Below are 19,395 nucleotides of genomic sequence, written 5' to 3'. Positions count from 1 at the left end.
CGTCGAATTTAAGCGGATAAAAGTCAACCGGGATGCGTCACCGCCCGCGCAGGAACAGGCGGTCCAGCTCCGGAATCGGCAGTTGCACCCAAGTCGGCCGGCCGTGATTGCACTGGCCGGAACGTTCGGTCGCCTCCATTTCGCGCAACAACGCATTCATCTCCGGCAGGCTCAGGCGCCGGTTCGCGCGCACCGAACCGTGGCAGGCCATCGTCGCCAGCAGTTCGTTCGCGCTCTCCTCGATGCGTCGCGTCTGGCCGTGCACGGTGAGGTCGGCCACCACATCGCGCACGAGCTGCGCGACGTCCGCCCCGTCCAGCGCGACCGGGATGCGCCGCACCGAGATGCCCTGCGGGCCATTGCGCACGAGATCGAAGCCGAGTTGCGCGAACCGCTGCGCCTGCTCCTCGACCAGCGCGGCTTCGCGTTCGCTGACCGCAAGCGTCAACGGCACCAGCAGCATCTGCGAGCGGATACCCTCGCCGTCCTGCGCGGTCTTCAGCTTTTCGTAGGTGATGCGTTCGTGCGCGGCATGCATGTCGACCAGCACGAGCCCGTGGCGGTTCTCTGCCAGCACGTAGATGCCATGCAACTGGGCGAGCGCGAAGCCGAGCGGAGGGATCTCGTCGGCATTGCCGGCAGCGCGTTCGACATCGCCCGCAAACGGCATGCCGGAACCGAGTTGCGGCGCGCCCGTGCCGAACAACGCGGCGTAGTCCGCCAGCGGTTCGCGCACACCGAGGCCGAGCCCCTGCTGCTGCGAGGACCATTGCCCGAACGGTCCCGCCGCCGATGCGACGGTGGCATTCACTGTTGCCGCGCCCGTGCCACCGGCACGTGCCGCCGACAACGCGTCGTTGAGCGAGCGGTACAGGAAATCGTGCACGAGGCGACCTTCGCGAAAGCGCACTTCGTGCTTGGCCGGATGCACGTTGACGTCGACCAGCGCCGGATCGAGTTCGAGGAACAGCACGAACGCGGCATGACGACCGTGGAACAACACGTCCGCGTACGCCTGGCGCACCGCGTGGGCGACGAGACGATCGCGCACGAGGCGCCCGTTGACGTGGAAATACTGCTGGTCGGCTTGCGCGCGCGAGGCGGTCGGCAACCCGACCCAGCCGTGCAGGCGCAACCCGGCCGCCGCATGCTCGACGCGCAGGCTGTGCGCGAGAAATTCGTCGCCGAGCACGTCGCCGACGCGTCGCGCGTGCCCGGTTTCGGCATCGGCGGGTTTCAACAGGCGCACCGGTTTGCCGTTGTGGGTAAGACGGAACTCGGTGGCCGTGCGCGCGAGCGCTATCGATTTGACCAGATCCTCAATGTGCGCGAACTCGGTGCGCTCGGCACGCATGAACTTGCGCCGCGCCGGCAAGTTGTAGAAAAGGTCGCGCACTTCGACATTGCTGCCGACAGGATGCTGCGCCGGCGTCTGCGCGCGCGCCTTGCCGCCATCGACCTCTATGCGCCAGGCCGAATCCGCGCCACGCGCGCGCGAGGTCAACGCGAAGCGCGCCACCGACGCAATCGACGGCAGGGCCTCGCCGCGGAAACCGAGCGTGCCGACGCGCTCGAGGTCGTCGAAGCTCGCGATCTTGCTGGTCGCATGTGCGGATACAGCGAGCGCGAGGTCGTCCGCGTCGATGCCGCCGCCATCATCGCGCACGCGGATCAGGCGCGCGCCGCCTTGCTCGATGTCGATCTCGATGCGGCGCGCACCGGCGTCGAGGCTGTTCTCGACCAGTTCCTTCACCACGGATGCCGGACGCTCGATAACCTCGCCGGCGGCGATCTGGTTGACGAGCTCGACGGGCAGCGAACGGATGCGGGGCATGGCGAACCCGCATCATAACCGACCGTGGTTCGCGCACCCAAAGTACCCCGATCAAGAGCCTGTAACGCGAAGGACACGAAGCAAAGACAACCCTTCGTGTTGCAACTTTTACGCTCTTGGCCGTCCTTCAGCCCGAAGGTATCTCGAGCACCGCGCCGACGCGCACGCGCTCGTCGGCGAGGTTGTTGGCGGCACGCAGCTGCGCGGTGGTCAGGCCATGGTTCGCCGCGATCGCGCTCAGCGTTTCGCCACGGCTGACGACGTAGCGCGAGGCCTTCGCGCGATCGTTGCGTTCGCGCCTGCTGTTTGCGGCGAACAGCGTCCCGGGGGGCGGCGAGGCCTTGAAGTAGTCGCGCACGCCGTCGAGGATCGACGTTGCGAGCTTCTCGCGATGATCGGGGCTGGTCAGGCGCGCTTCCTCGGCCGGATTCGTGATGAATGCGGTCTCGACCAGGATCGAAGGCACGTCCGGCGAACGCAGCACGACGAAGTTCGCCCGCTCGACGTAGTTGCGATGGGTCGGCCCGAGCTTGCGCAACGCGCCAAGCACCTGTTCGGCGACCGCATTGCTCGCACCCATCGTCGCACCCTGCGAGAGGTCGAGAAGTACTTTTGCGAGCGTGTCGTCCTTGTCGTCGAGCGAGATGCCGCCGACGAGGTCGGCACGATTCTCGCGGTCCGCGAGCCAGCGCGAAGCCTCGTTGGTCGCACCGCGCGGCGACAGCACCCATACCGACGAACCGCGCGCATCGCTGCTGGTGAACGCGTCCGCGTGGATCGACACGAAAAGGTCGGCCTTGGCCTCGCGCGCCTTGAGGTAACGCTGCTCGAGCGGAATGAAATAGTCGGCGTCGCGCGTAAGCACCGCGGTCATGCCCGGCGCCTTGTCGATCGCCTTCTTGAGCTCGCGCGCGACCGCTAGCGTGATCGTCTTCTCGTGCGTGCCGCTGGCACCGGTCGCACCCGGGTCGTCGCCGCCGTGGCCGGCGTCGATCGCCACGATGACGTCGCGCCCCTTGCCGGTCGACACATCGGCGACGCTCTTGACCGGAGTTGCCTTTGCACTCGCCGGGTACAGGTCGAGCACGAGCCGATAGCCGAACTTGTCGGCCGGCGGCAGCAGGAAGCTCTTCGGATGCACGCCTTCGGCGAGATCGAACACGACGCGTGCATCGCCCTTGCCCTGCTTGCCGGCCCGCAGGCCCTTGAGCAGGCCCTTGGCGGCTGGCGCGTCGAAATCCGCGGCGAGCGTGCTGGCGCGCAGGTCGAGCACGATGCGATCGGGCTTGCTCAATTCAAAGAGTTTGTAGTCGAGCGGACCGGACACGTCGAACACGGCGCGGGTGTACTCGGGGCTGGCCCAAACCCGCAGGTTCCTGATCTCGGCGGCATCGACGACGCCCGCGACCGGTGCGAACGCAACCAGGCACGCGGAAAGCCAGCGATGAAGGCGAATCCCCGACATGGCGCGTATTCAACCCGAAAGGCGCACGACAATGCAAGCCTTTTCCTTGGAAATCCGGCAAGTTGCAGAACCTTCCTAAGGCAACACCGCCGAAGCGACCGGCAACCTTCGCGGATCAAACGACCTGGGCGGCTGCCTTCCAGGCCCCAAGCAGGACCTCGCCGCGTGGACTGCACGCCTGCGCGAACAGGTCACGCGCGGCGCCGGCATGGCGAAGCTCCACGCGCAGATCGGCGGCCGGCAACGCGCCCGCGCCACGCTCCGGCCACTCGACCACCAGCAGCGCGGATGCCACTGCGAGGTCGGACAGGCCTAGCCATTCGAGTTCGCCCGCGTCGGCGATGCGGTAGAGGTCAAGATGGTGAATGTCGAGGTCGCCCACACGATACGTCTCGATCAGGCTGTAGGTCGGGCTCTTGACGCGCTCGCCGACGCCGAGCGCGCGCAGCAGTGCACGCGCAAACGTGGTCTTGCCGGCACCAAGGGCGCCGTGCAGCTGGATCGCACCGCCGCCGCGCAGGGCAGGAGCGAGCTGTTCGGCGAGCGTGATCAGGCGTGATTCGTCCGCGCCCTGCACGACCAGCGGCACGCTCACCCGACGACCCCGTTCGCGAGCCGGCGCAGAACAGGCAGGAGGTCGCCGGCCACCAGCCCGCGCGGCGCGTCCGCACCGGCGATATCGCCTGCGCGTGCATGCAATGCAACGCCCAATCGGGCCGCATCCCATGCATCCAGCCCTTGAGCCAGCAGCGCGGCAATGACGCCGGTCAACACGTCGCCCATGCCGGCGCTGGCCATTCCTGGATTGCCCCACGGACACACGGCGACACGACCTGCCGGATCGGCCACCAGGCTGCCCGCTCCTTTCAGCACCACGACCGCGGCGTAGCGCGCGGCAAGCTCGCGCACGGCGGCAAAGCGGTCACGCTGCACGCTCGCGACATCGCAGGCGAGCAGGCGCGCGGCCTCGCCCGGATGCGGCGTCAGTACCGCGGAACCCGACATGGGTTGTGGCGCCTGCGCGAGCAGGTTCAGTGCGTCCGCGTCGACGACCATCGTCTTGCCGGTCGTGAACGCTGCAGCAAGCAGGCCACGTCCCCAGTCGTGCTGACCGAGCCCCGGTCCCGCCGCGATGACGCTCGCGCGCGCGAGCAGCGGTTCCAGCGCGATCGCGTCGTCGATGCCACGCGCCATCAATTCGGGACGTGCCGCATTCAGCGCCATGACATGCTCGCGCCGCGTCGCGACGCTGACCAGGCCGGCGCCGCAGCGCAGCGCCGCTTCGCCGGCGAGGCGCACCGCACCACCAAAACCTTCTTCGCCGCCGAGCACAAGCACATGTCCAAAACTCGACTTGTTCACATTGGCATTGCGCCGAGGCAGCAGCCGATCGATCGAGCCGTCGAGCAAGTGGGCGTCGGCGTCGATGCCCTCGAAGGCGCGCGCCGGCAGCTCCAGCGCCGACAGCTCGCGCACGCCGCACACATCGTTTGCATCCGCCGTGAACAGGCCGCGCTTCCAGCCCACGAAGCTCAGCGTGAGGTCGGCACGGACGCAGGGACCGCTGCGCGTGCCCGAATCCGCGTCCAGACCCGAAGGCAGGTCGAGCGCGAGCACGCGACCCGTGTGCGCGTTGAGCCGGTCCACCAGCATGGCCGCGATGCCTTCGATCGGCCGCGCAAGACCAATGCCGAACAAGCCGTCGACACACACATCCGCATCCGGCAATGCGGTGGCGGCAGCGGCGACGCGGACCTGACCACCCGCTGTGATGAACTGCGCACGCGCCAGCTGGGCGTCGCCGGTCGAATCGGGCGACAACGCGACCGCATCGACCGTGAAGCCCGCCTCCAGCGCCAGGCGACCGAGCATGAAGGCATCACCGCCGTTGTTGCCGTCACCGGCGAGGAGGACAATGCGCCGCGCTTGCGGCCAGCGCCGGCGCAGCGCATCGAACGCCGCCGCCGCGGCACGCCGCATCAATTCGGTGCCGGCAATGCCGCAATGCTCGATCGCGGCGCGATCGATGCGACGTACCTGCTCCGCGGTGTACAGGAAACCCGAATGGCTCGACTCGACGTTCATCCCGCCATTCTATCCATGCGCGCTATCCTGCGTGCTCCGCCGAATCGACATCGATGACCGACTATTCCGCCCTCGCTGACGACATCCGCCGCTGGGGTGCCGAACTCGGTTTCCAGCGGGTCGGCGTGACCGGCATCGATCTCGCCGAGGACGAGGCGCATCTGCTGAACTGGCTCGATGCGGGACATCATGGCGAAATGGACTACATGGCACGCCACGGCGAAAAGCGCAGTCGCCCGGCGGACCTGCAGCCGGGTACGGTGCGCGTGATTTCCGCGCGCATGGACTACGCGCCAGACGGAATCCGCAGCGCGTGGGGGGTGATCAACGACGCCGAGCGAGGCTATGTCTCGCGCTACGCGCTCGGCCGCGACTACCACAAGCTGATGCGCAACCGCCTGCAGAAGCTCGCCGAACGCATCGCCGGCGTGACCGGACCGTTCGGGCATCGCGTGTTCACCGATTCGGCGCCGGTGCTGGAAAAGGCACTCGCGCGCAACGCCGGTCTCGGCTGGATCGGCAAGCACACCCTGCTGCTCGATCGCGACGCGGGTTCCTGGTTCTTCCTCGGCGAGATCTACACCGACCTGCCCCTGCCGACCGACACGCCGCCCGCCGCGCACTGCGGCACCTGCACGCGCTGCATCGACATCTGCCCGACGCGCGCGATCGTGGCGCCGTACCAGCTCGACGCGCGACGCTGCATTTCCTACCTCACGATCGAGCTGCGCGGCTCGATCCCGGAGGACCTGCGCCCGCTGATCGGAAACCGCATCTTCGGCTGCGACGACTGCCAACTGGTGTGTCCGTGGAACAAGTTTGCGCGAACGACTTCGGAAGCGGACTTCGCCGCGCGCAGCGGGCTGGATTCACCGCTGCTGGTGGACCTGTTCGGCTGGACCGAACAGGACTTCCTTGCGCACACAGAAGGCATGGCGATCCGCCGCACCGGTTACGAAGGCTGGCTGCGCAATGTCGCCGTGGCGCTCGGCAATGCGCCGTCGTCAGCCACCGTACTCGCGGCGCTGCGGGCACGCGCGAACGACAACTCCGCGCTCGTGCGCGAACACGTCGCCTGGGCGCTTGCGCAACATGCACGCGGAAAGCCGGCAGACCACCTTCCCGTCACAACGTAACGACGAAGCAGTATGGCTCACGGCTTGATGTCACTTTCCTCGTCCAGGATTTCGCGATCGCTGGCTCTCGCCGGCCGTACCCGGTCGGCAGGACCTACGCCGCCTGCTTGGGGATCGAGCGGTTCGTATGGGTCATCTTGTTGTGGCGGTCGACGTAGACGAGTTGCGGCTGGTGCAGCTCCGCCTCGGCCTCTGCGTACGCGCCGAACGCGGCGATGATGACGATGTCGCCAACCTGCGCACGGTGGGCGGCGGCGCCATTGACCGAGATGATGCCCGAGCCCTCTTCCGCGCGGATCGCGTAGGTCGTGAAACGCTGGCCGTTGTTGACGTTCCAGATGTGGATCTGCTCGTACTCGCGGATGCCGGCGGTATCGAGCAGGTCGCCGTCGATCGCGCAGGAGCCCTCGTAGTGCAATTCAGCGTGGGTCACGCTGGCACGATGGATCTTCGCCTTGAGCATGTTGAGGTGCATGGATTCTGTCCGGGGAGTGTTGCGTACGCGCAACATGCGCTGGAAGAATCAGTATAGCAAACCCGTGTGCGGGCGCAGCATTGGCGCGGCGCGGTCGACGGCTACCGGAAAGCGACCGCGAGGACGCAATGGAGCGCTCGCGTTGGCTGGCGCCGGAAGCGACCTGCCGACCAACAATCCATGGGGATGCCGGAATTTGCTCCTGCAATTCGGGCATTCGGTCCGTCCATGGACGTCAAAAAAAAACCCTCGCGCGATTGCCGCTGCGAGGGTCCTAATCGGAGTGACGATTACCTAACAATGCGCCCTGCGTGTCTTCAGGAACCCGATGTTGCGGAAATCCCTAACGACGGTGGGGAGAATACCACACCCCGCGGACAAAAAGCTACGTACCGATGAGCAGATTGTCGATCAGGCGGGTCGTCCCCGTCCGCGCCGCGATCAACGCAACCTTTTCCCCCTTCGACTCGCCCGGGTCACCGAGGTCGTCGGCTCGCCGGACGACCGCGTAATCCGGCGCCAGTCCCGCTGCCATGAGCTCGGTGCGAGCATCCGCTTCCACCGTCGCCACCGGCTCGCCGCGCAGCAGTGCAGCCCGCATGCGCAGCAACGTCGCGTGGATCGCGCCGGCGCGAGCGCGCTGACCGGCATCGAGGTACTGGTTGCGCGAGCTCATCGCCAGCCCGTTTGCCTCGCGCACGATCGGCGCCGCCACGATCGCGATCGGATGGCCGAGATCGCGCACCATGCGCCGGATCACCAGCAGTTGCTGGTAGTCCTTTTGCCCGAACACGGCGACTTGCGGCTGGACCATGTTGAAAAGTTTTGCAACGACCGTGGCCACTCCATCGAAGTGTCCGGGGCGGATCGCGCCTTCGAGCAGGTCCGGCAGCTCCGGCACGCTGACCTTCACGCTGTTGGCGGCGCCATACGGATAGAGGTCCTCGACCGCGGGCAGGAAGAGCGCGTCGCAGCCATGTGCCGCGAGTCCGGCGGCGTCCGCCTCGGGCGTGCGCGGATAGCGGGCGAAGTCCTCGTTCGGGCCGAACTGGGTCGGGTTCACGAACACGCTCGCGACGACGACGTCGGCGTGCTCGCGCGCGATCGCCAGCAGCGAATGGTGGCCCGCATGCAGGTTACCCATCGTCGGCACGAAGCCGATGCGTCGCCCTTCGCGCTGCCATTGCACGACCTGCGGGCGCAGCTGCGCGGCGGAAACGAAGGTGCGCATCAGTAGCTGTGCTCCGCAGCCGGAAACGCGCCGCTGCGCACGGCAGCGGCGTAGGCCGCGATCGCATCGAGCACCGAACCACTGCCGGCGAGAAAGTCCCTGGTGAACCGCGGCCGCTTGCCGGACGTGATGCCGAGCAGGTCCTGCATCACCAGCACCTGACCGTCGCAATCGACGCCGGCACCGATGCCGATGGTCGGGATGGCGATCTCGCGCGTGATCTGCGCCGCGAGCGCCGCCGGGACGCATTCGAGCACGAGCAGGTCGGCGCCGGCATCCTGCACCGCGCGCGCGTCGGCGCGCAGGCGCGCCGCAGTCGCATCGTCGCGCCCCTGCACGCGATACCCGCCGAGCCGGAGCACCGACTGCGGGGTCAGGCCAAGGTGCGCGCATACCGGCACGTCGTGGCGCTTCAAAACGTGGATGACCTCGCAGACCCAGTCGGCGCCCTCGAGCTTGACCATCGCCGCACCACCCTCGCCAAGCAGGCGCGCGGCATTGGTCAAGGCGATCGAGGGTTCGCGAAAACTCATGAACGGCAGGTCCGCGACGAGCAGCGGGCGACGCAGTCCGCGCGCGACACAGGTGGTGTGATAGACCATCGCATCCATCGTGACCGGCAGCGTGCTCGCATGTCCCTGCACGACCATGCCGAGCGAATCGCCGACCAGCACCAGGTCGACGCCGGCCTCGTCCGCACGCGCGGCGATGCTCGCATCGTAGGCGGTGACCGCGACGATCTTCGCCGCCTTGCGCTTGAACGACTGGATCTCCGGGACGGTGAGCGGAACGGTGTTCACGCTGTTCGCGTACATGGCGGCCGGCGGTTGGCTGGGGTGCGCATTATTCCGCGCGAGGGCGAGCGCGCTCAAGCAACAATCCGCCGATGCGTTCGCATCCGGCCTGATCGACGCGGGCAAGCAGCTCGCGCACGCGCCCCGCGCCCGCAACCACGAAGTCGGCCGCGATCTCGGCCAGCGGCATCAGCACGAACGCGCGCTGCGCGAGGCGCGGATGCGGCACGACGAGGCCCGGCTCGTCGATGCGCAGGTCCGCATAGGCGAGCAAGTCGAGATCGAGCGTGCGCGGGCCCCAGCGTTCGACGGCGCGATCGCGACCATGCGCCTGTTCGATCGAGAGCAAAGCGTGCAGCAGTGCGCGCGGGGACAGGCGCGTCTCGATCTCGACGACGGCATTGACGAACACGGGCTGCTCGACGACGCCCCACGGTGCGCTGCGATACAGCGACGAGCGCCGCAGCAAGCGGGTCGCCGGGATCGAATCGAGTTCGTCCTGCGCACGCGCGAGCTGCGCTGGCGGGTCATCCAGGTTGCTGCCGAGCCCGATGAAAGCGCGCGCGGCCGGCTGCGGCTCAGTCACCGCCTTCCGCCGTCGGCGCGACCGCGGCGCCGGCCTTGCCCTTGCGACGGCGACGGCGCGGACGCTTGCGCTTGCCGGGCGCGACGGCCGCGGCCTCCACCGACGCCGATGGGGGCACGCTGGCGAGACGTTCGCCGAGTTGTTCATGGCCGAGCGACTGCGCCTCGGTCCACCACGCCGCGAGCTCGGCCAGTTCCGGCGACTCGTCCGCGCGCAGCACGAGGAAATCGTAGGCGGCGCGGAAACGCGGGTGCTCGAGCAGACGGAACGCACGCTTCCTGGTGCGCTGCGAGAAGCGCGGCTGCATCGCCCAGATCTCCTCGACCGCGATCGTGAAACGACGCGGGATCGCGACCCGCTGCGCCTGCTCGCGCAGGATGCGCTCGGCCGCATGCGACCACGCGGCGATCGGGTCCGAGCCGGTGTCGACGAGCGCCTGCGCGGCGAGCCGCACCGGCTCCCACAACAAGGCGGCGAACAGGAATGCCGGCGTCACCGGCTTGTCCTCGCGCACGCGCGCGTCGGTGTTCGCCAGCGTCTGTTCGATCAGGTGTCTGAAATGACCCGAGCCTTCCCGTGCGAGCACGCGCGCGGTCGCCGGAAACACCTGCTGCAACAAACCGTGCTGTTCCAGGGTACGGAAGCTGGCTAGGCCATGCCCGGCGAGGAACATCTTCAGAGATTCGTCGAACAGGCGCGCCGGCGGCGCCTCCGCCAGCAAGGCGCCGAGCGTCGCGAACGGCGCCGCGGTCGCCGCGTCGATGCCGAAGCCCAGTTTCGCCGCGAGGCGCGCCGCGCGCAGCATGCGCACCGGGTCCTCGCGGTAACGCTGCTCCGGATCGCCGATCAGGCGCAGCATGCGATGACGCAGGTCGTCCATGCCGCCGACCGAATCGAGCACGCTGAAGTCTGCAATGTCGTAATACAGCGCGTTGATGGTGAAATCGCGGCGCACCGCATCTTCCTCGATCGAGCCGTACACGTTGTCGCGCACCAGCCGGCCATCGACGAGATGGCGGTCGCCGCTGCCGTCGTCACTGCTGCCGCGAAACGTCGCAACCTCGACGATCTCGCGCCCGAACACGACGTGGGCAAGGCGGAAACGGCGTCCGATCAGGCGGCAATTGCGGAACAGCGCGCGCACCTGCTCGGGCGTCGCGTCGGTGGCGACATCGAAATCCTTGGGATGGCCGCCGAGCAGCAGGTCGCGCACGGCGCCACCGACCAGACAGGCACGATGACCCGCCTCGTGCAGCCGGTACAACACGCGCAGCGCGCCGGCAGAGATGCTCTTGCGCGATATCGCATGCTCGGCACGCGGGATGACACGGAACGAACCGGGGACCGGCGCTTCCTGTACGAGTCGATCCGATTTCATCCGTTCCTTCTGCTCCGGTTTGCTGCGCGTTATCGATTCGTTATACTACGCAGCTCGGCAATTCCCAACCACGCTCCCTTCGTCTAGCGGCCCAGGACACCGCCCTCTCAAGGCGGGAACACGAGTTCGAACCTCGTAGGGAGCGCCATGTATTCGTGCGATCGTCCGAGATGCGCGCCTCCGCCCACGGATTCGAGCTTCCATGCCCTTCGTCGTCATCGAGAATTGCATCAAATGCAAGTACACCGACTGCGTCGAGGTCTGCCCGGTCGACTGCTTCCATGAAGGCCCCAATTTCCTCGTGATCGATCCCGAGGAATGCATCGACTGCACGCTGTGCGAGCCGGAATGCCCGGCCAAGGCGATCTATCCCGAAGACGACGTCCCAGCCGGCCAGGAGGGTTTCATCGCCCTCAACGCCGAGCTGGCCAAGGCATGGCCGGTGCTGACCGAGCGCAAGGATGCACCCGCCGACGCCAAGGACTGGGACGGCAAGCCGGACAAGCTTCCCCTGCTCGAACGCTGATCACCGGCATCGCGCGTCGGCGCCCTGCACTTCAGTCGGGCACGCCGGAAATTGCTCCTGCATTTCCGGCATGCCGTCGATCAATGGTGATATCAGGAGAGCCGTTCGCGCAGGCTGTTCAGCAGCGAACGCGCGGCATCGCGCGAGGCATCGTCATTGCTGCCTTCGACGCTGACCCGGCTGCCCGCGCCATCCGCGCTGACCCGGACGCTGAGCTGGACGCGCGCGGTGGTCTTGTTCCCGGCATGACCGAAGGTGATCGCACGCTTGAACCATCCTGGCTTGGTGGTCGTCTGGCCGGTCGTCTCGACCGTATAGGCGTGACCCGCTTCGTCGCGCCCGGTGATCGTCGCGACGCCCGAACGCTCCAGTGCGAGCCCGACACGCGACCACGTGCTCGCGACGGTATCGGATACGGCGAGGCCGTCGCCGCTAATCGTTGCGCCCGGGGTGGCCGACGCCTCGGGCGGAGTAACCGAGGCGGGCGCGGCGCCCGGTGGATTCGTCGATGCCGCCGCGGTGGTTGCGCGCCCGGATACCGCCGGCACCGTGAGCGCGCCACTGCTGCTCGGCGTGTCCAGGTCCGGGGGCACTTCGAGCGGCCGCGACTCCACGGCACGCTTGTACTCGTCGTTCTTGCGGTCAAGGTGGCGATGCATGAAACCGCAGCCGCCGAGCAGCGAGCCCGACACGAGAGTCGTCAGCAACACGATGGTGTTCCGTCTCACAGATACCGCCCCGTCGTCAGGTGATCCGCCTAGTCTACCCGACTGCGGCGGCGGCCTCGACCATCCCGAGGCCCGCTAGCGCATCGGCGACGATCGCATGGTGGTCTGCGTTCAGCACGGTCAGGGGCAGGCGCAGGCCGGCGTCGCCGAAACCCAGGCGGGACAGCGCCCATTTGAGCGGAATCGGGTTCGGCTCGACGCCGAGCGCGGCGTACAGCGGCTGCAGGCGCTGGTCAAGAGCGATCGCGCCAGCCCGATCGCCCCGCAGGCACGCCGCACACATCTGCGCGAAGGCCGCTGGCGCCGCGTTTGCGGCCACCGAGACCACCCCGTCGGCGCCTGCCAGCATGGCGCGCGCCGCGGTCGGATCGTCGCCCGAGAGTACCGCGAATGCCTCGCTCTTCAGCGCGAGCAGGTCCTGCATGCGTTGCGCATCGCTCACTGCTTCCTTGATGCCGACGATATTGCCGTGCGCCGCGAGCCGCGCGACGGCTTCCGGCTCGAGATCACAGGCCGTGCGCGTCGGCACGTTGTAGAGAACGATCGGAACCCCGGCGTGGTCGGCGACCTCGCTGAAATGGCGGACCATGCCTTCCTGAGTAGGTCGCACGTACGCAGGCGCGACCACCAGCGCGAAGTCGATGCCCGCGGCGACCGCACGTCTCGTCTGCGCGATCGTCTTCGCGGTCGCCGGAAGGCCACTGCCGGCGAGCACCGGGACGCGTCCGCCGACGCGCGCGACCGCACACTCGATCAGGCGCGAGAATTCCGAATCGTCCAGCGCGGCGGCCTCGCCGGTGGATCCGGCTACGACGAGGCCGCGCGTGCCACCCGTGAGTTGCGCATCGATCAGCCGCTCGAACGCATCGAGGTCGAGCGCGCCGTCAGCCGCCCGGAATGGCGTCGCCAATGCGCAGATGCTGCCTTTAAGGATCACGTCGGACCCGCCTGAGGATTAGGCCGTCGATGGTAAGCGCGACACTTGCGCGCGTCCATGCGCAAGCCCGGGCGAGCGCGTGGCTTTTCGCCGGCAAACGGATCAATCCGCGACAGGGCGCGGATTCGGCTTGCGACCCCTTCGGCGCGCAAGTATTCTGACCCGGAGCGCACCGGTCTACGGTGTCGACGGGCAGGACATGGGAACCGTGAAGCAGGCAGGAAAGCAGGTCCCGGGCGATGCCGCGGCACGCCCCGCTTCGAACGAGAACTATCTCCTCATCAGCGCCTTCGGCGCACCCGCGAACTCGCCCCTCGTCGCGCTGAGCAAGCGCATCTCCGAATGCGGCTGCAACCTCGCCGAGGCGCGAGTCTCGACGCTGGGCAATGAGCTCAGTGTGCTGGCCCTCGCGCAGGGCGCGTGGGACGCGATCGCCAAGCTCGAAAACGCGCTCGCCCGGCTGGATCGCGACGGCACGCTGCGGCTGGCGCATTTTCGCACCAGCGCGCGCCAACCGCAGTCGAACCTGTTGCCCTACGTGGTCGAAGTCGTCGCTGCCGACAAGACCGGCGTGCTGTTCCAGCTCGCGGAGTTCTTCGAGCGCCAGAACATCACGATCGAGCAGCTGCATTCGACGCGCTATCGCGCGATGCAGACCGGGGCCGACATGTTCTCGGCGCAGATCACCATCGGCATCCCGAACACCATGCACATCGCCGCGCTGCGCGACGATTTCCTCGAATTCTGCGACGGCCTCAACCTCGACGCGATCATGGACCCCATGAAGTTCTGACGATGCCCGAAATCGGCAAGAAGGTACCCAAGCTCAAGGGCGTCCTGCATGATGGCAGCACGCTGGCACTGGCGGACCTGCGCGGCCAATCCGTCGTTGTCTATTTCTATCCGAGGGACAATACCCCCGGCTGCACCAGCGAGGCGCACGGGTTTCGCGATCTCTACCCGAAATTCCGCAAGCTCGGCTGCGAGATCATCGGCGTGTCGCGCGATTCCGTCGCGTCGCACGCGAAATTCCGCGACAAGCACGCGCTGCCGTTCCCGCTGCTCGCCGACACCGATGAAACCTGGTGCAACGCATTCGGCGTGCTCGGTGAAAAGACGCTGTATGGCCGCAAGTTCATCGGCGTGATCCGCAGCACTTTCCTGATCGACGCCCATGGCTCGCTCGTCGCCGAGTGGCGCGGCGTGCGCGTGCCCGGGCATGCGACCGCGGTACTGGAGCGCCTCGCGCACCCGTGACCGTCATTTCCCGCTGCCATCCTGATTGTCCCGACGCGCGCAGCGGCATGCGTCTCTCCCTTCCCCCCCACGAGGCTTCCGCATGACTCGAGGCAAGCGCATCTACGTGCTCGACACCAATGTGCTGATGCACGACCCGACCGCGCTGTTCCGGTTCGAGGAACACGATGTGTTCATACCGATGACCGTGCTCGAGGAACTGGATGCTGCCAAGAAGGGCACCTCGGAAACGTCACGCAATGCACGCCAGGTCAGCCGCTTCCTCAACGAACTGATGCTCGCCGGCAACGGCCATCCGATCGAGGATGGCGTGGAATTGCGCCTGCCGCAGGGACTGCAGCTCGACCGCAAACCGAAGGCGGGGCGCCTGTATTTCCAGACCAACGCGCATGTCGCCATCGACAAGCGTTCGACGCGCACGCTGCCGGACAACCTCATCCTCGCCGCCGTCGTCGGCCTGCGCGAGGCGCGCCCGCGCGAACCGGTCGTGCTGGTGTCGAAGGACATCAACCTGCGCATCAAGGCAAAGATCTACGGAATCACCGCGGAAGACTACGAGAACGACCGCGCGCTTGATGACTTCAGCCTGCTCTACAACGGCCTCGCCGAACTGCCGGCGAACTTCTGGGATCGCCACGGCGAATTGCGCTCGTGGTCCGAACGCGGCCGCACGTTCTACGAGGTCAAACGACGCAAGGACGAGGACTGGCATCCCAATCAGAACCTGTACCTGCCGGGCGAGGATGAAGTCGAGCTGCGCGTGCTGCACCTGCAGGGGCAGAAGGCGGTGCTGCAGATCGTCGACGACTACCGCCTCGGCGCCTCGCATTCGGTCTGGGGCATCCAGGCACGCAACCGCGAACAGAATTTCGCGCTGAACGCCTTGATGGACCCGGAGATCGATTTCGTAACCCTGCTCGGTACCGCCGGCACCGGCAAGACCCTGCTCGCGCTCGCGGCGGGTCTCGCGCAGGTCATGGACCAGCAGCGTTATCGCGAGATCATCATGACGCGCGCGACGGTGTCGGTCGGCGAGGACATCGGCTTCCTGCCCGGCACCGAGGAGGAAAAAATGACGCCGTGGATGGGCGCGCTGACCGACAACCTCGAAGTGCTGACCAACCCGCAGGAAGGCGGTGCCTGGGGCCGCGCGGCGACCAACGACCTGCTCGCTTCGCGCATCAAGATCCGCTCGATGAACTTCATGCGCGGGCGTACCTTCCTCAGCCGCTACGTGATCATCGACGAGGCGCAGAACATGACGCCCAAACAGATGAAGACGCTGATCACGCGCGCGGGCCCCGGCTCCAAGATCATCTGCCTGGGCAACGTCGAACAGATCGACACGCCCTACCTGACCGAAACAACGTCGGGCCTGACCTATGCGGTCGACCGCTTCAAGAACTGGGAACACAGCGCACACATCACGCTGCGCCGGGGCGAGCGTTCGCGGCTGGCGGATTATGCGTCGGAGGTGCTTTAGAAGCCGGGAGTCGGGAATCGCAAAAAAAAAGCCGGTGTCTCCGGCGTCAAGCAAAACGCCCGCAGATGCGGGCGTTTTGCTCGAAGGATTCTCGATTCCCGCTTCCGCCTGCTAGAACCGCGTCGACCACAATGCCTCGAATTCGAAGCGGCTCGCGGTGCCATCGGCTCGGGTGATGTAGGTAGGCATCAGCAGATAATACGGCGAACTGGCGTAGCTCGCGGAAAAACTGACGTTCGTCCCGGTGCCGATCGCGCGCGACCAGCCGAGCGAGAACAGGTCGTTCGCGGTCGCGGATGCGAGCGCGTTTTCAAGCAGCCTGGAGGTCGGCACCGGCTGTTGGCGTGTCGTGTAACGCACTTGCAGGTTGCCCAGATCCTCGTCGCGCAGGGTCCAACCCAGGCTGTAGACGTTGAGGTCGCGCCACGCGAACACGGGACTGGAGCTGTCGCCGAGCAAGGCAAGGAACCGCGTCGGCAGGTTGGAACTCGTGAACGGACGGATCGCGCTGTACTGCACGCGCTGCACGCCGGCATCGAGCGAGAAATCCGGGGTGAGCGCATAACTGACGCTCGCCGTGGCACTCGCGGGAATGTCGAAATCGCCCTTGTCGGCAAACACGCCGCGATAGTTCGCGAATGCGTCCATGCCGACGCGCGACTGCACTCCGAGCTCCCAGCGCAAATGCGTGCCGATGATGTTGCCGACATCGATGCGCGCACCCGCGCCGTATGAACTGTCGCGCCCCCAGGTCGGCAACGGGCGCCAAGTGTTCGTCGTGGTGCCGAGGTCGATGCTCGCAAACCTCTGGTAGGCGAGCACACCGGTCAGGCGCACGTTGCCGCGCTCGCCCCAGTTCGTGTCCAGCGACGGCGCAATGACGGTGCGCTGCAAGCCTGCATTCGGCAGGCCGGCCCAGTGCGTCCGCTCACCGGTCGGCAATACGCTCGGCGTGTCGGAAACTGCGCCGGTCGCGACCGAAATCGACAAGCGGCTGGAACCGCCCGCGGGCCCTCCGAACAAGGACGGCCGCTCGATTTCACCGGAATAATTGTCGAGCACGTGCGGCGCGACCAGCGCCTGCGGCTGCAACGCCCAGGAAAACTGTGGCGTGATGCTGGCCAGCGCGTAGTCATGCCAGCGCGCGAGCACCGAACCGCCGGCACCCTGCTGCAACTCTGCGGCGCGCGCAGCAGCCGGCCCGCCGTCAAGCGGCGCGGCCTGCACGAGTACGGAAAAAAATGGGAGCGCCAGCCCTGTGCCCAGCGCCCCCATCCATCTCCCTGCGATTGCTGTTGCCCGCTGCATCGCCCCTGCTGCGATCATGGAGTGCTTGTGATGTAATCCGCGGCCTATCCTTGGCGAAAACGCAACAGTTGTCAAGCGCATCCGCAGCCTTTTTACGACAAATCCGTTGCAAAACGGCCCCTTCCAGCGCCGCGACCGGCGTCGCAAAAATACGACAGATCTCGTGAGCCACCGCCCCGTTCCGATCGCCCTGACCATTGCTGGTTCCGATTCCGGCGGCGGCGCGGGTATCCAGGCCGACCTGCGCACGTTCGCCGCGTTCGGGGTGCACGGCACTTGCGCGATCACCGCACTCACGGCGCAGAACACGCGCGGTGTCGATGCCGTGCAGACCGCGACACGCCTTATCCTGCGCGCGCAGATCGAGGCCGTGCTGGTGGATTTTCGTGTCGGCGCGATCAAGCTCGGCATGCTGGCAACGCCCGCGCTCGCGCGCGAAGTCGTCGCCGTGCTCGCGACGCATCGCAGGATTCCGCTCATTCTCGACCCGGTGCTGGTAGCGACCACCGGCGCACGACTCGGCACGCAGGCGCTGGCGACGACGCTGCGCCGTGACTTGCTGCCGCGCGTCGACTTGGTGACACCGAACATTCCGGAAGCAGAGGCCCTGCTCGGCCGCCGCATCCGGCAGCGCGACATGCAGGCGGCGGCGACCGGGCTGCTCGATCTCGGCGCACGCGCGGTGCTGCTCAAGGGCGGCCATCTCGCGGGTGACGAGGTGGTCGATCTGCTGCTGACGCGGCAGGCCAGACACTGGTTCCGCCAGCGCCGGCTCGCCGGTGAACATCACGGCACCGGCTGCACGCTGTCCGCTGCCATCGCGGCGTGCATCAGCCGCGGCATGACACTCGAAGCGGCGGTCGAAACCGCGATCGGGTTCGTGCAGGACGCCTTGCGCGCTGGCTATCGGCCCGGCAAGAGCCGGCTGCGCGTGCTCGGCACGGGGCGTGCGCGCGTCGATTGACGCAGGGCGGAAATGCGGCGGGACTCGCGCTTGCACGCTCGACCCGCCCTACCACAAGCCCTGCGATCGCTCCTTTTACAGGCGCGAAATGATTGCGTCGGCGAATGTCTGCGTCGTGCCGCTGCCGCCGAGATCCGGGGTAGTGCGATCGCGCGCTTCAAGCGTCGCGCGGATCGCCGCGCGCAGGCGCGCCGCCTCGGTCGGATGGTCGAGGTGGTCGAGCATCTGAGCGGCACCGAGCAGGAGCGCGCAGGGATTGGCGATACCCTTGCCGGCGATATCCGGCGCGGAACCGTGCACGGCCTCGAAGATCGCGGCATCGGCGCCGATGTTGGCACCCGGCGCCAGACCGAGGCCGCCCACGAGACCGGCACACAGGTCGGAAATGATGTCGCCGAACAGGTTGGTGGTGCATATCACATCGAACTGCTCCGGCTTCATCACCAGCTGCATGCAGCAGTTGTCGACGATCATCTCGTTGCAGGTTATCTCCGGGTACTGCGCGGCGACCTCGCGCGCGACCTTGAGGAACAAGCCCGAGGTGGATTTCAGGATGTTCGCCTTGTGCACGATCGTGACCTTCTTGCGGCCGACGCGTCGCGCGAGGTCGAATGCGTAGCGCACGATGCGCTCTGAACCCTTGCGCGTAATCTTCTGCACCAGTGTCGCGGTCGCACCGTCCTCGGAGACCTGCTGGCCTTCGCCGGCATAGGCGCCTTCGGTGTTCTCGCGCACCGTGATCAGGTCCACGTTCTCGGCGAAACGCGAGCGCGTGTTCGGGAACGAAATTGCCGGGCGCACGTTCGCGTACAAGTCGAAGCGACGGCGCAATTCGACATTGATGGAGCTGAAGCCCTCGCCGACCGGCGTGGTCAGCGGGCTCTTCAACGCAACCCGATGGCGCGCGATCGCGTCGAGCGTGACCTGCGGCAACAGTTCACCGCTCTTCTCGTAGGCGGCGAGACCCGCTTCGACGAATTCGTACTGCAGGCCGAGCGCGAGCGATTCGATCACGCGAAGGGTCGCATCCATGATTTCCGGGCCGATCCCGTCGCCGCGGATCACCGCGATGGTCTTGTTCATCGAAACACTCCGTGCAGCGTGCCTGGACACGCGGGTGGCGAGCAGTCGCGCGGCTCCGGCGACCTCGGGAAGGTCACGGCGTCAGTGGCATGCACCGGCGAGAAAAACCGTTACGCGACAGGGAT

19 protein-coding genes and 1 tRNA gene are annotated in these 19,395 nt (G+C 67.0%); 7 read left to right on the top strand and 13 right to left on the bottom strand.

The annotated features are described in order from the left end of the window. Positions 1-37: 37 nt before the first annotated feature. From mutL to ACILRJ_RS09090, 4 genes are all read right to left on the bottom strand, one after another. On the bottom strand, positions 38-1,834 hold the full coding sequence (gene mutL, locus ACILRJ_RS09105; RefSeq protein ID WP_395682588.1) for a DNA mismatch repair endonuclease MutL: 1,797 nt from the start codon (positions 1,832-1,834) through the stop codon (positions 38-40). 127 nt (positions 1,835-1,961) lie between these two features. Then, positions 1,962-3,299 (bottom strand): N-acetylmuramoyl-L-alanine amidase, encoded by a 1,338-nt coding sequence (locus tag ACILRJ_RS09100; RefSeq protein ID WP_395682586.1) that lies wholly within the window; start codon positions 3,297-3,299, stop codon positions 1,962-1,964. Positions 3,300-3,414: 115 nt separating this feature from the next. Then, complete coding sequence (gene tsaE / locus ACILRJ_RS09095) at positions 3,415-3,894, bottom strand: tRNA (adenosine(37)-N6)-threonylcarbamoyltransferase complex ATPase subunit type 1 TsaE (protein ID WP_395682584.1); 480 nt, start codon at positions 3,892-3,894, stop codon at positions 3,415-3,417. Further along, the gene (locus ACILRJ_RS09090) at positions 3,891-5,384 is read right to left on the bottom strand and encodes an NAD(P)H-hydrate dehydratase (protein WP_395682582.1); all 1,494 of its coding nucleotides are present in this window, start codon (positions 5,382-5,384) and stop codon (positions 3,891-3,893) included. The genes tsaE and ACILRJ_RS09090 overlap by 4 nt, the downstream gene beginning before the upstream one ends. Before the next feature lie 53 nt (positions 5,385-5,437). On the opposite strand from ACILRJ_RS09090, the gene queG reads away from it, so the two are divergent. Beyond that, positions 5,438-6,520 carry a tRNA epoxyqueuosine(34) reductase QueG gene (queG, locus tag ACILRJ_RS09085; protein ID WP_395682580.1) on the top strand — a complete coding sequence of 361 codons (1,083 nt, stop codon included), beginning with the start codon at positions 5,438-5,440 and terminating at the stop codon, positions 6,518-6,520. A gap of 94 nt (positions 6,521-6,614) precedes the next feature. On the opposite strand, the gene panD is transcribed toward queG, so the two are convergent. The 5 genes from panD to pcnB all read right to left on the bottom strand — a co-directional run bounded on the left by panD (position 6,615) and on the right by pcnB (position 10,984). After that, positions 6,615-6,995 (bottom strand): aspartate 1-decarboxylase, encoded by a 381-nt coding sequence (panD, locus tag ACILRJ_RS09080; protein WP_395682578.1) that lies wholly within the window; start codon positions 6,993-6,995, stop codon positions 6,615-6,617. Positions 6,996-7,380: 385 nt separating this feature from the next. Next, positions 7,381-8,229 carry a pantoate--beta-alanine ligase gene (panC, locus tag ACILRJ_RS09075; RefSeq protein WP_395683072.1) on the bottom strand — a complete coding sequence of 283 codons (849 nt, stop codon included), beginning with the start codon at positions 8,227-8,229 and terminating at the stop codon, positions 7,381-7,383. Beyond that, complete coding sequence (gene panB / locus ACILRJ_RS09070; protein ID WP_395682576.1) at positions 8,226-9,041, bottom strand: 3-methyl-2-oxobutanoate hydroxymethyltransferase; 816 nt, start codon at positions 9,039-9,041, stop codon at positions 8,226-8,228. The genes panC and panB overlap by 4 nt, the downstream gene beginning before the upstream one ends. Positions 9,042-9,069: 28 nt before the next feature. Further along, complete coding sequence (folK, locus tag ACILRJ_RS09065; protein WP_395682574.1) at positions 9,070-9,606, bottom strand: 2-amino-4-hydroxy-6-hydroxymethyldihydropteridine diphosphokinase; 537 nt, start codon at positions 9,604-9,606, stop codon at positions 9,070-9,072. Further along, positions 9,599-10,984, bottom strand: coding sequence for a polynucleotide adenylyltransferase PcnB (gene pcnB, locus ACILRJ_RS09060; RefSeq protein WP_395682572.1), 1,386 nt, complete (start codon positions 10,982-10,984; stop codon positions 9,599-9,601). Before pcnB ends, folK begins: the two co-directional genes overlap by 8 nt. 72 nt (positions 10,985-11,056) lie before the next feature. On the opposite strand from pcnB, the gene ACILRJ_RS09055 reads away from it, so the two are divergent. Both ACILRJ_RS09055 and fdxA read left to right on the top strand, forming a co-directional pair. Next, positions 11,057-11,132, top strand: a tRNA-Glu gene (locus ACILRJ_RS09055). 54 nt (positions 11,133-11,186) lie between these two features. After that, on the top strand, positions 11,187-11,510 hold the full coding sequence (gene fdxA, locus ACILRJ_RS09050) for a ferredoxin FdxA (protein WP_395682570.1): 324 nt from the start codon (positions 11,187-11,189) through the stop codon (positions 11,508-11,510). A gap of 92 nt (positions 11,511-11,602) precedes the next feature. Here the strand turns inward: fdxA and ACILRJ_RS09045 are convergent, their stop codons facing one another. Beyond that, positions 11,603-12,220, bottom strand: coding sequence for a hypothetical protein (locus ACILRJ_RS09045; RefSeq protein ID WP_395682568.1), 618 nt, complete (start codon positions 12,218-12,220; stop codon positions 11,603-11,605). A 52-nt stretch (positions 12,221-12,272) separates the two neighbouring features. Beyond that, complete coding sequence (gene dapA, locus ACILRJ_RS09040) at positions 12,273-13,175, bottom strand: 4-hydroxy-tetrahydrodipicolinate synthase (protein WP_395682566.1); 903 nt, start codon at positions 13,173-13,175, stop codon at positions 12,273-12,275. Between the two features lie 208 nt (positions 13,176-13,383). Between dapA and ACILRJ_RS09035 the strand changes: the two genes are divergently transcribed. The 3 genes from ACILRJ_RS09035 (at position 13,384) to ACILRJ_RS09025 (ending at position 15,915) form a co-directional block, all read left to right on the top strand. Continuing rightward, entirely contained in the window at positions 13,384-13,968 is a 585-nt protein-coding gene (locus ACILRJ_RS09035; protein ID WP_395682564.1) for a glycine cleavage system protein R, read from the top strand. A 2-nt stretch (positions 13,969-13,970) separates the two neighbouring features. Next, the gene (locus ACILRJ_RS09030) at positions 13,971-14,432 is read left to right on the top strand and encodes a peroxiredoxin (RefSeq protein WP_395682562.1); all 462 of its coding nucleotides are present in this window, start codon (positions 13,971-13,973) and stop codon (positions 14,430-14,432) included. Between the two features lie 82 nt (positions 14,433-14,514). Then, positions 14,515-15,915: a PhoH family protein gene (locus tag ACILRJ_RS09025; protein ID WP_395682560.1), complete on the top strand. Its 1,401-nt coding sequence runs from the start codon at positions 14,515-14,517 to the stop codon at positions 15,913-15,915. A gap of 111 nt (positions 15,916-16,026) precedes the next feature. Here the strand turns inward: ACILRJ_RS09025 and ACILRJ_RS09020 are convergent, their stop codons facing one another. Then, on the bottom strand, positions 16,027-17,190 hold the full coding sequence (locus ACILRJ_RS09020; RefSeq protein WP_395682558.1) for a hypothetical protein: 1,164 nt from the start codon (positions 17,188-17,190) through the stop codon (positions 16,027-16,029). Positions 17,191-17,386: 196 nt separating this feature from the next. Here ACILRJ_RS09020 and thiD point away from each other — a divergent pair, with 196 nt between their 5' ends. Beyond that, entirely contained in the window at positions 17,387-18,187 is an 801-nt protein-coding gene (gene thiD / locus ACILRJ_RS09015; RefSeq protein WP_395682556.1) for a bifunctional hydroxymethylpyrimidine kinase/phosphomethylpyrimidine kinase, read from the top strand. Between the two features lie 75 nt (positions 18,188-18,262). Here thiD and ACILRJ_RS09010 read toward each other — a convergent pair whose 3' ends face one another. Then, the gene (locus tag ACILRJ_RS09010) at positions 18,263-19,270 is read right to left on the bottom strand and encodes an isocitrate dehydrogenase (RefSeq protein ID WP_395682554.1); all 1,008 of its coding nucleotides are present in this window, start codon (positions 19,268-19,270) and stop codon (positions 18,263-18,265) included. Positions 19,271-19,395 lie beyond the last annotated feature (125 nt).

It is taken from the genome of Dokdonella sp. (genome assembly GCF_044227025.1).
GTDB lineage: Bacteria > Pseudomonadota > Gammaproteobacteria > Xanthomonadales > Rhodanobacteraceae > Dokdonella_A.
The sequence above is the reverse complement of the archived record's forward strand: the minus strand, read 5'-3'. Positions and strand labels throughout refer to the sequence as shown.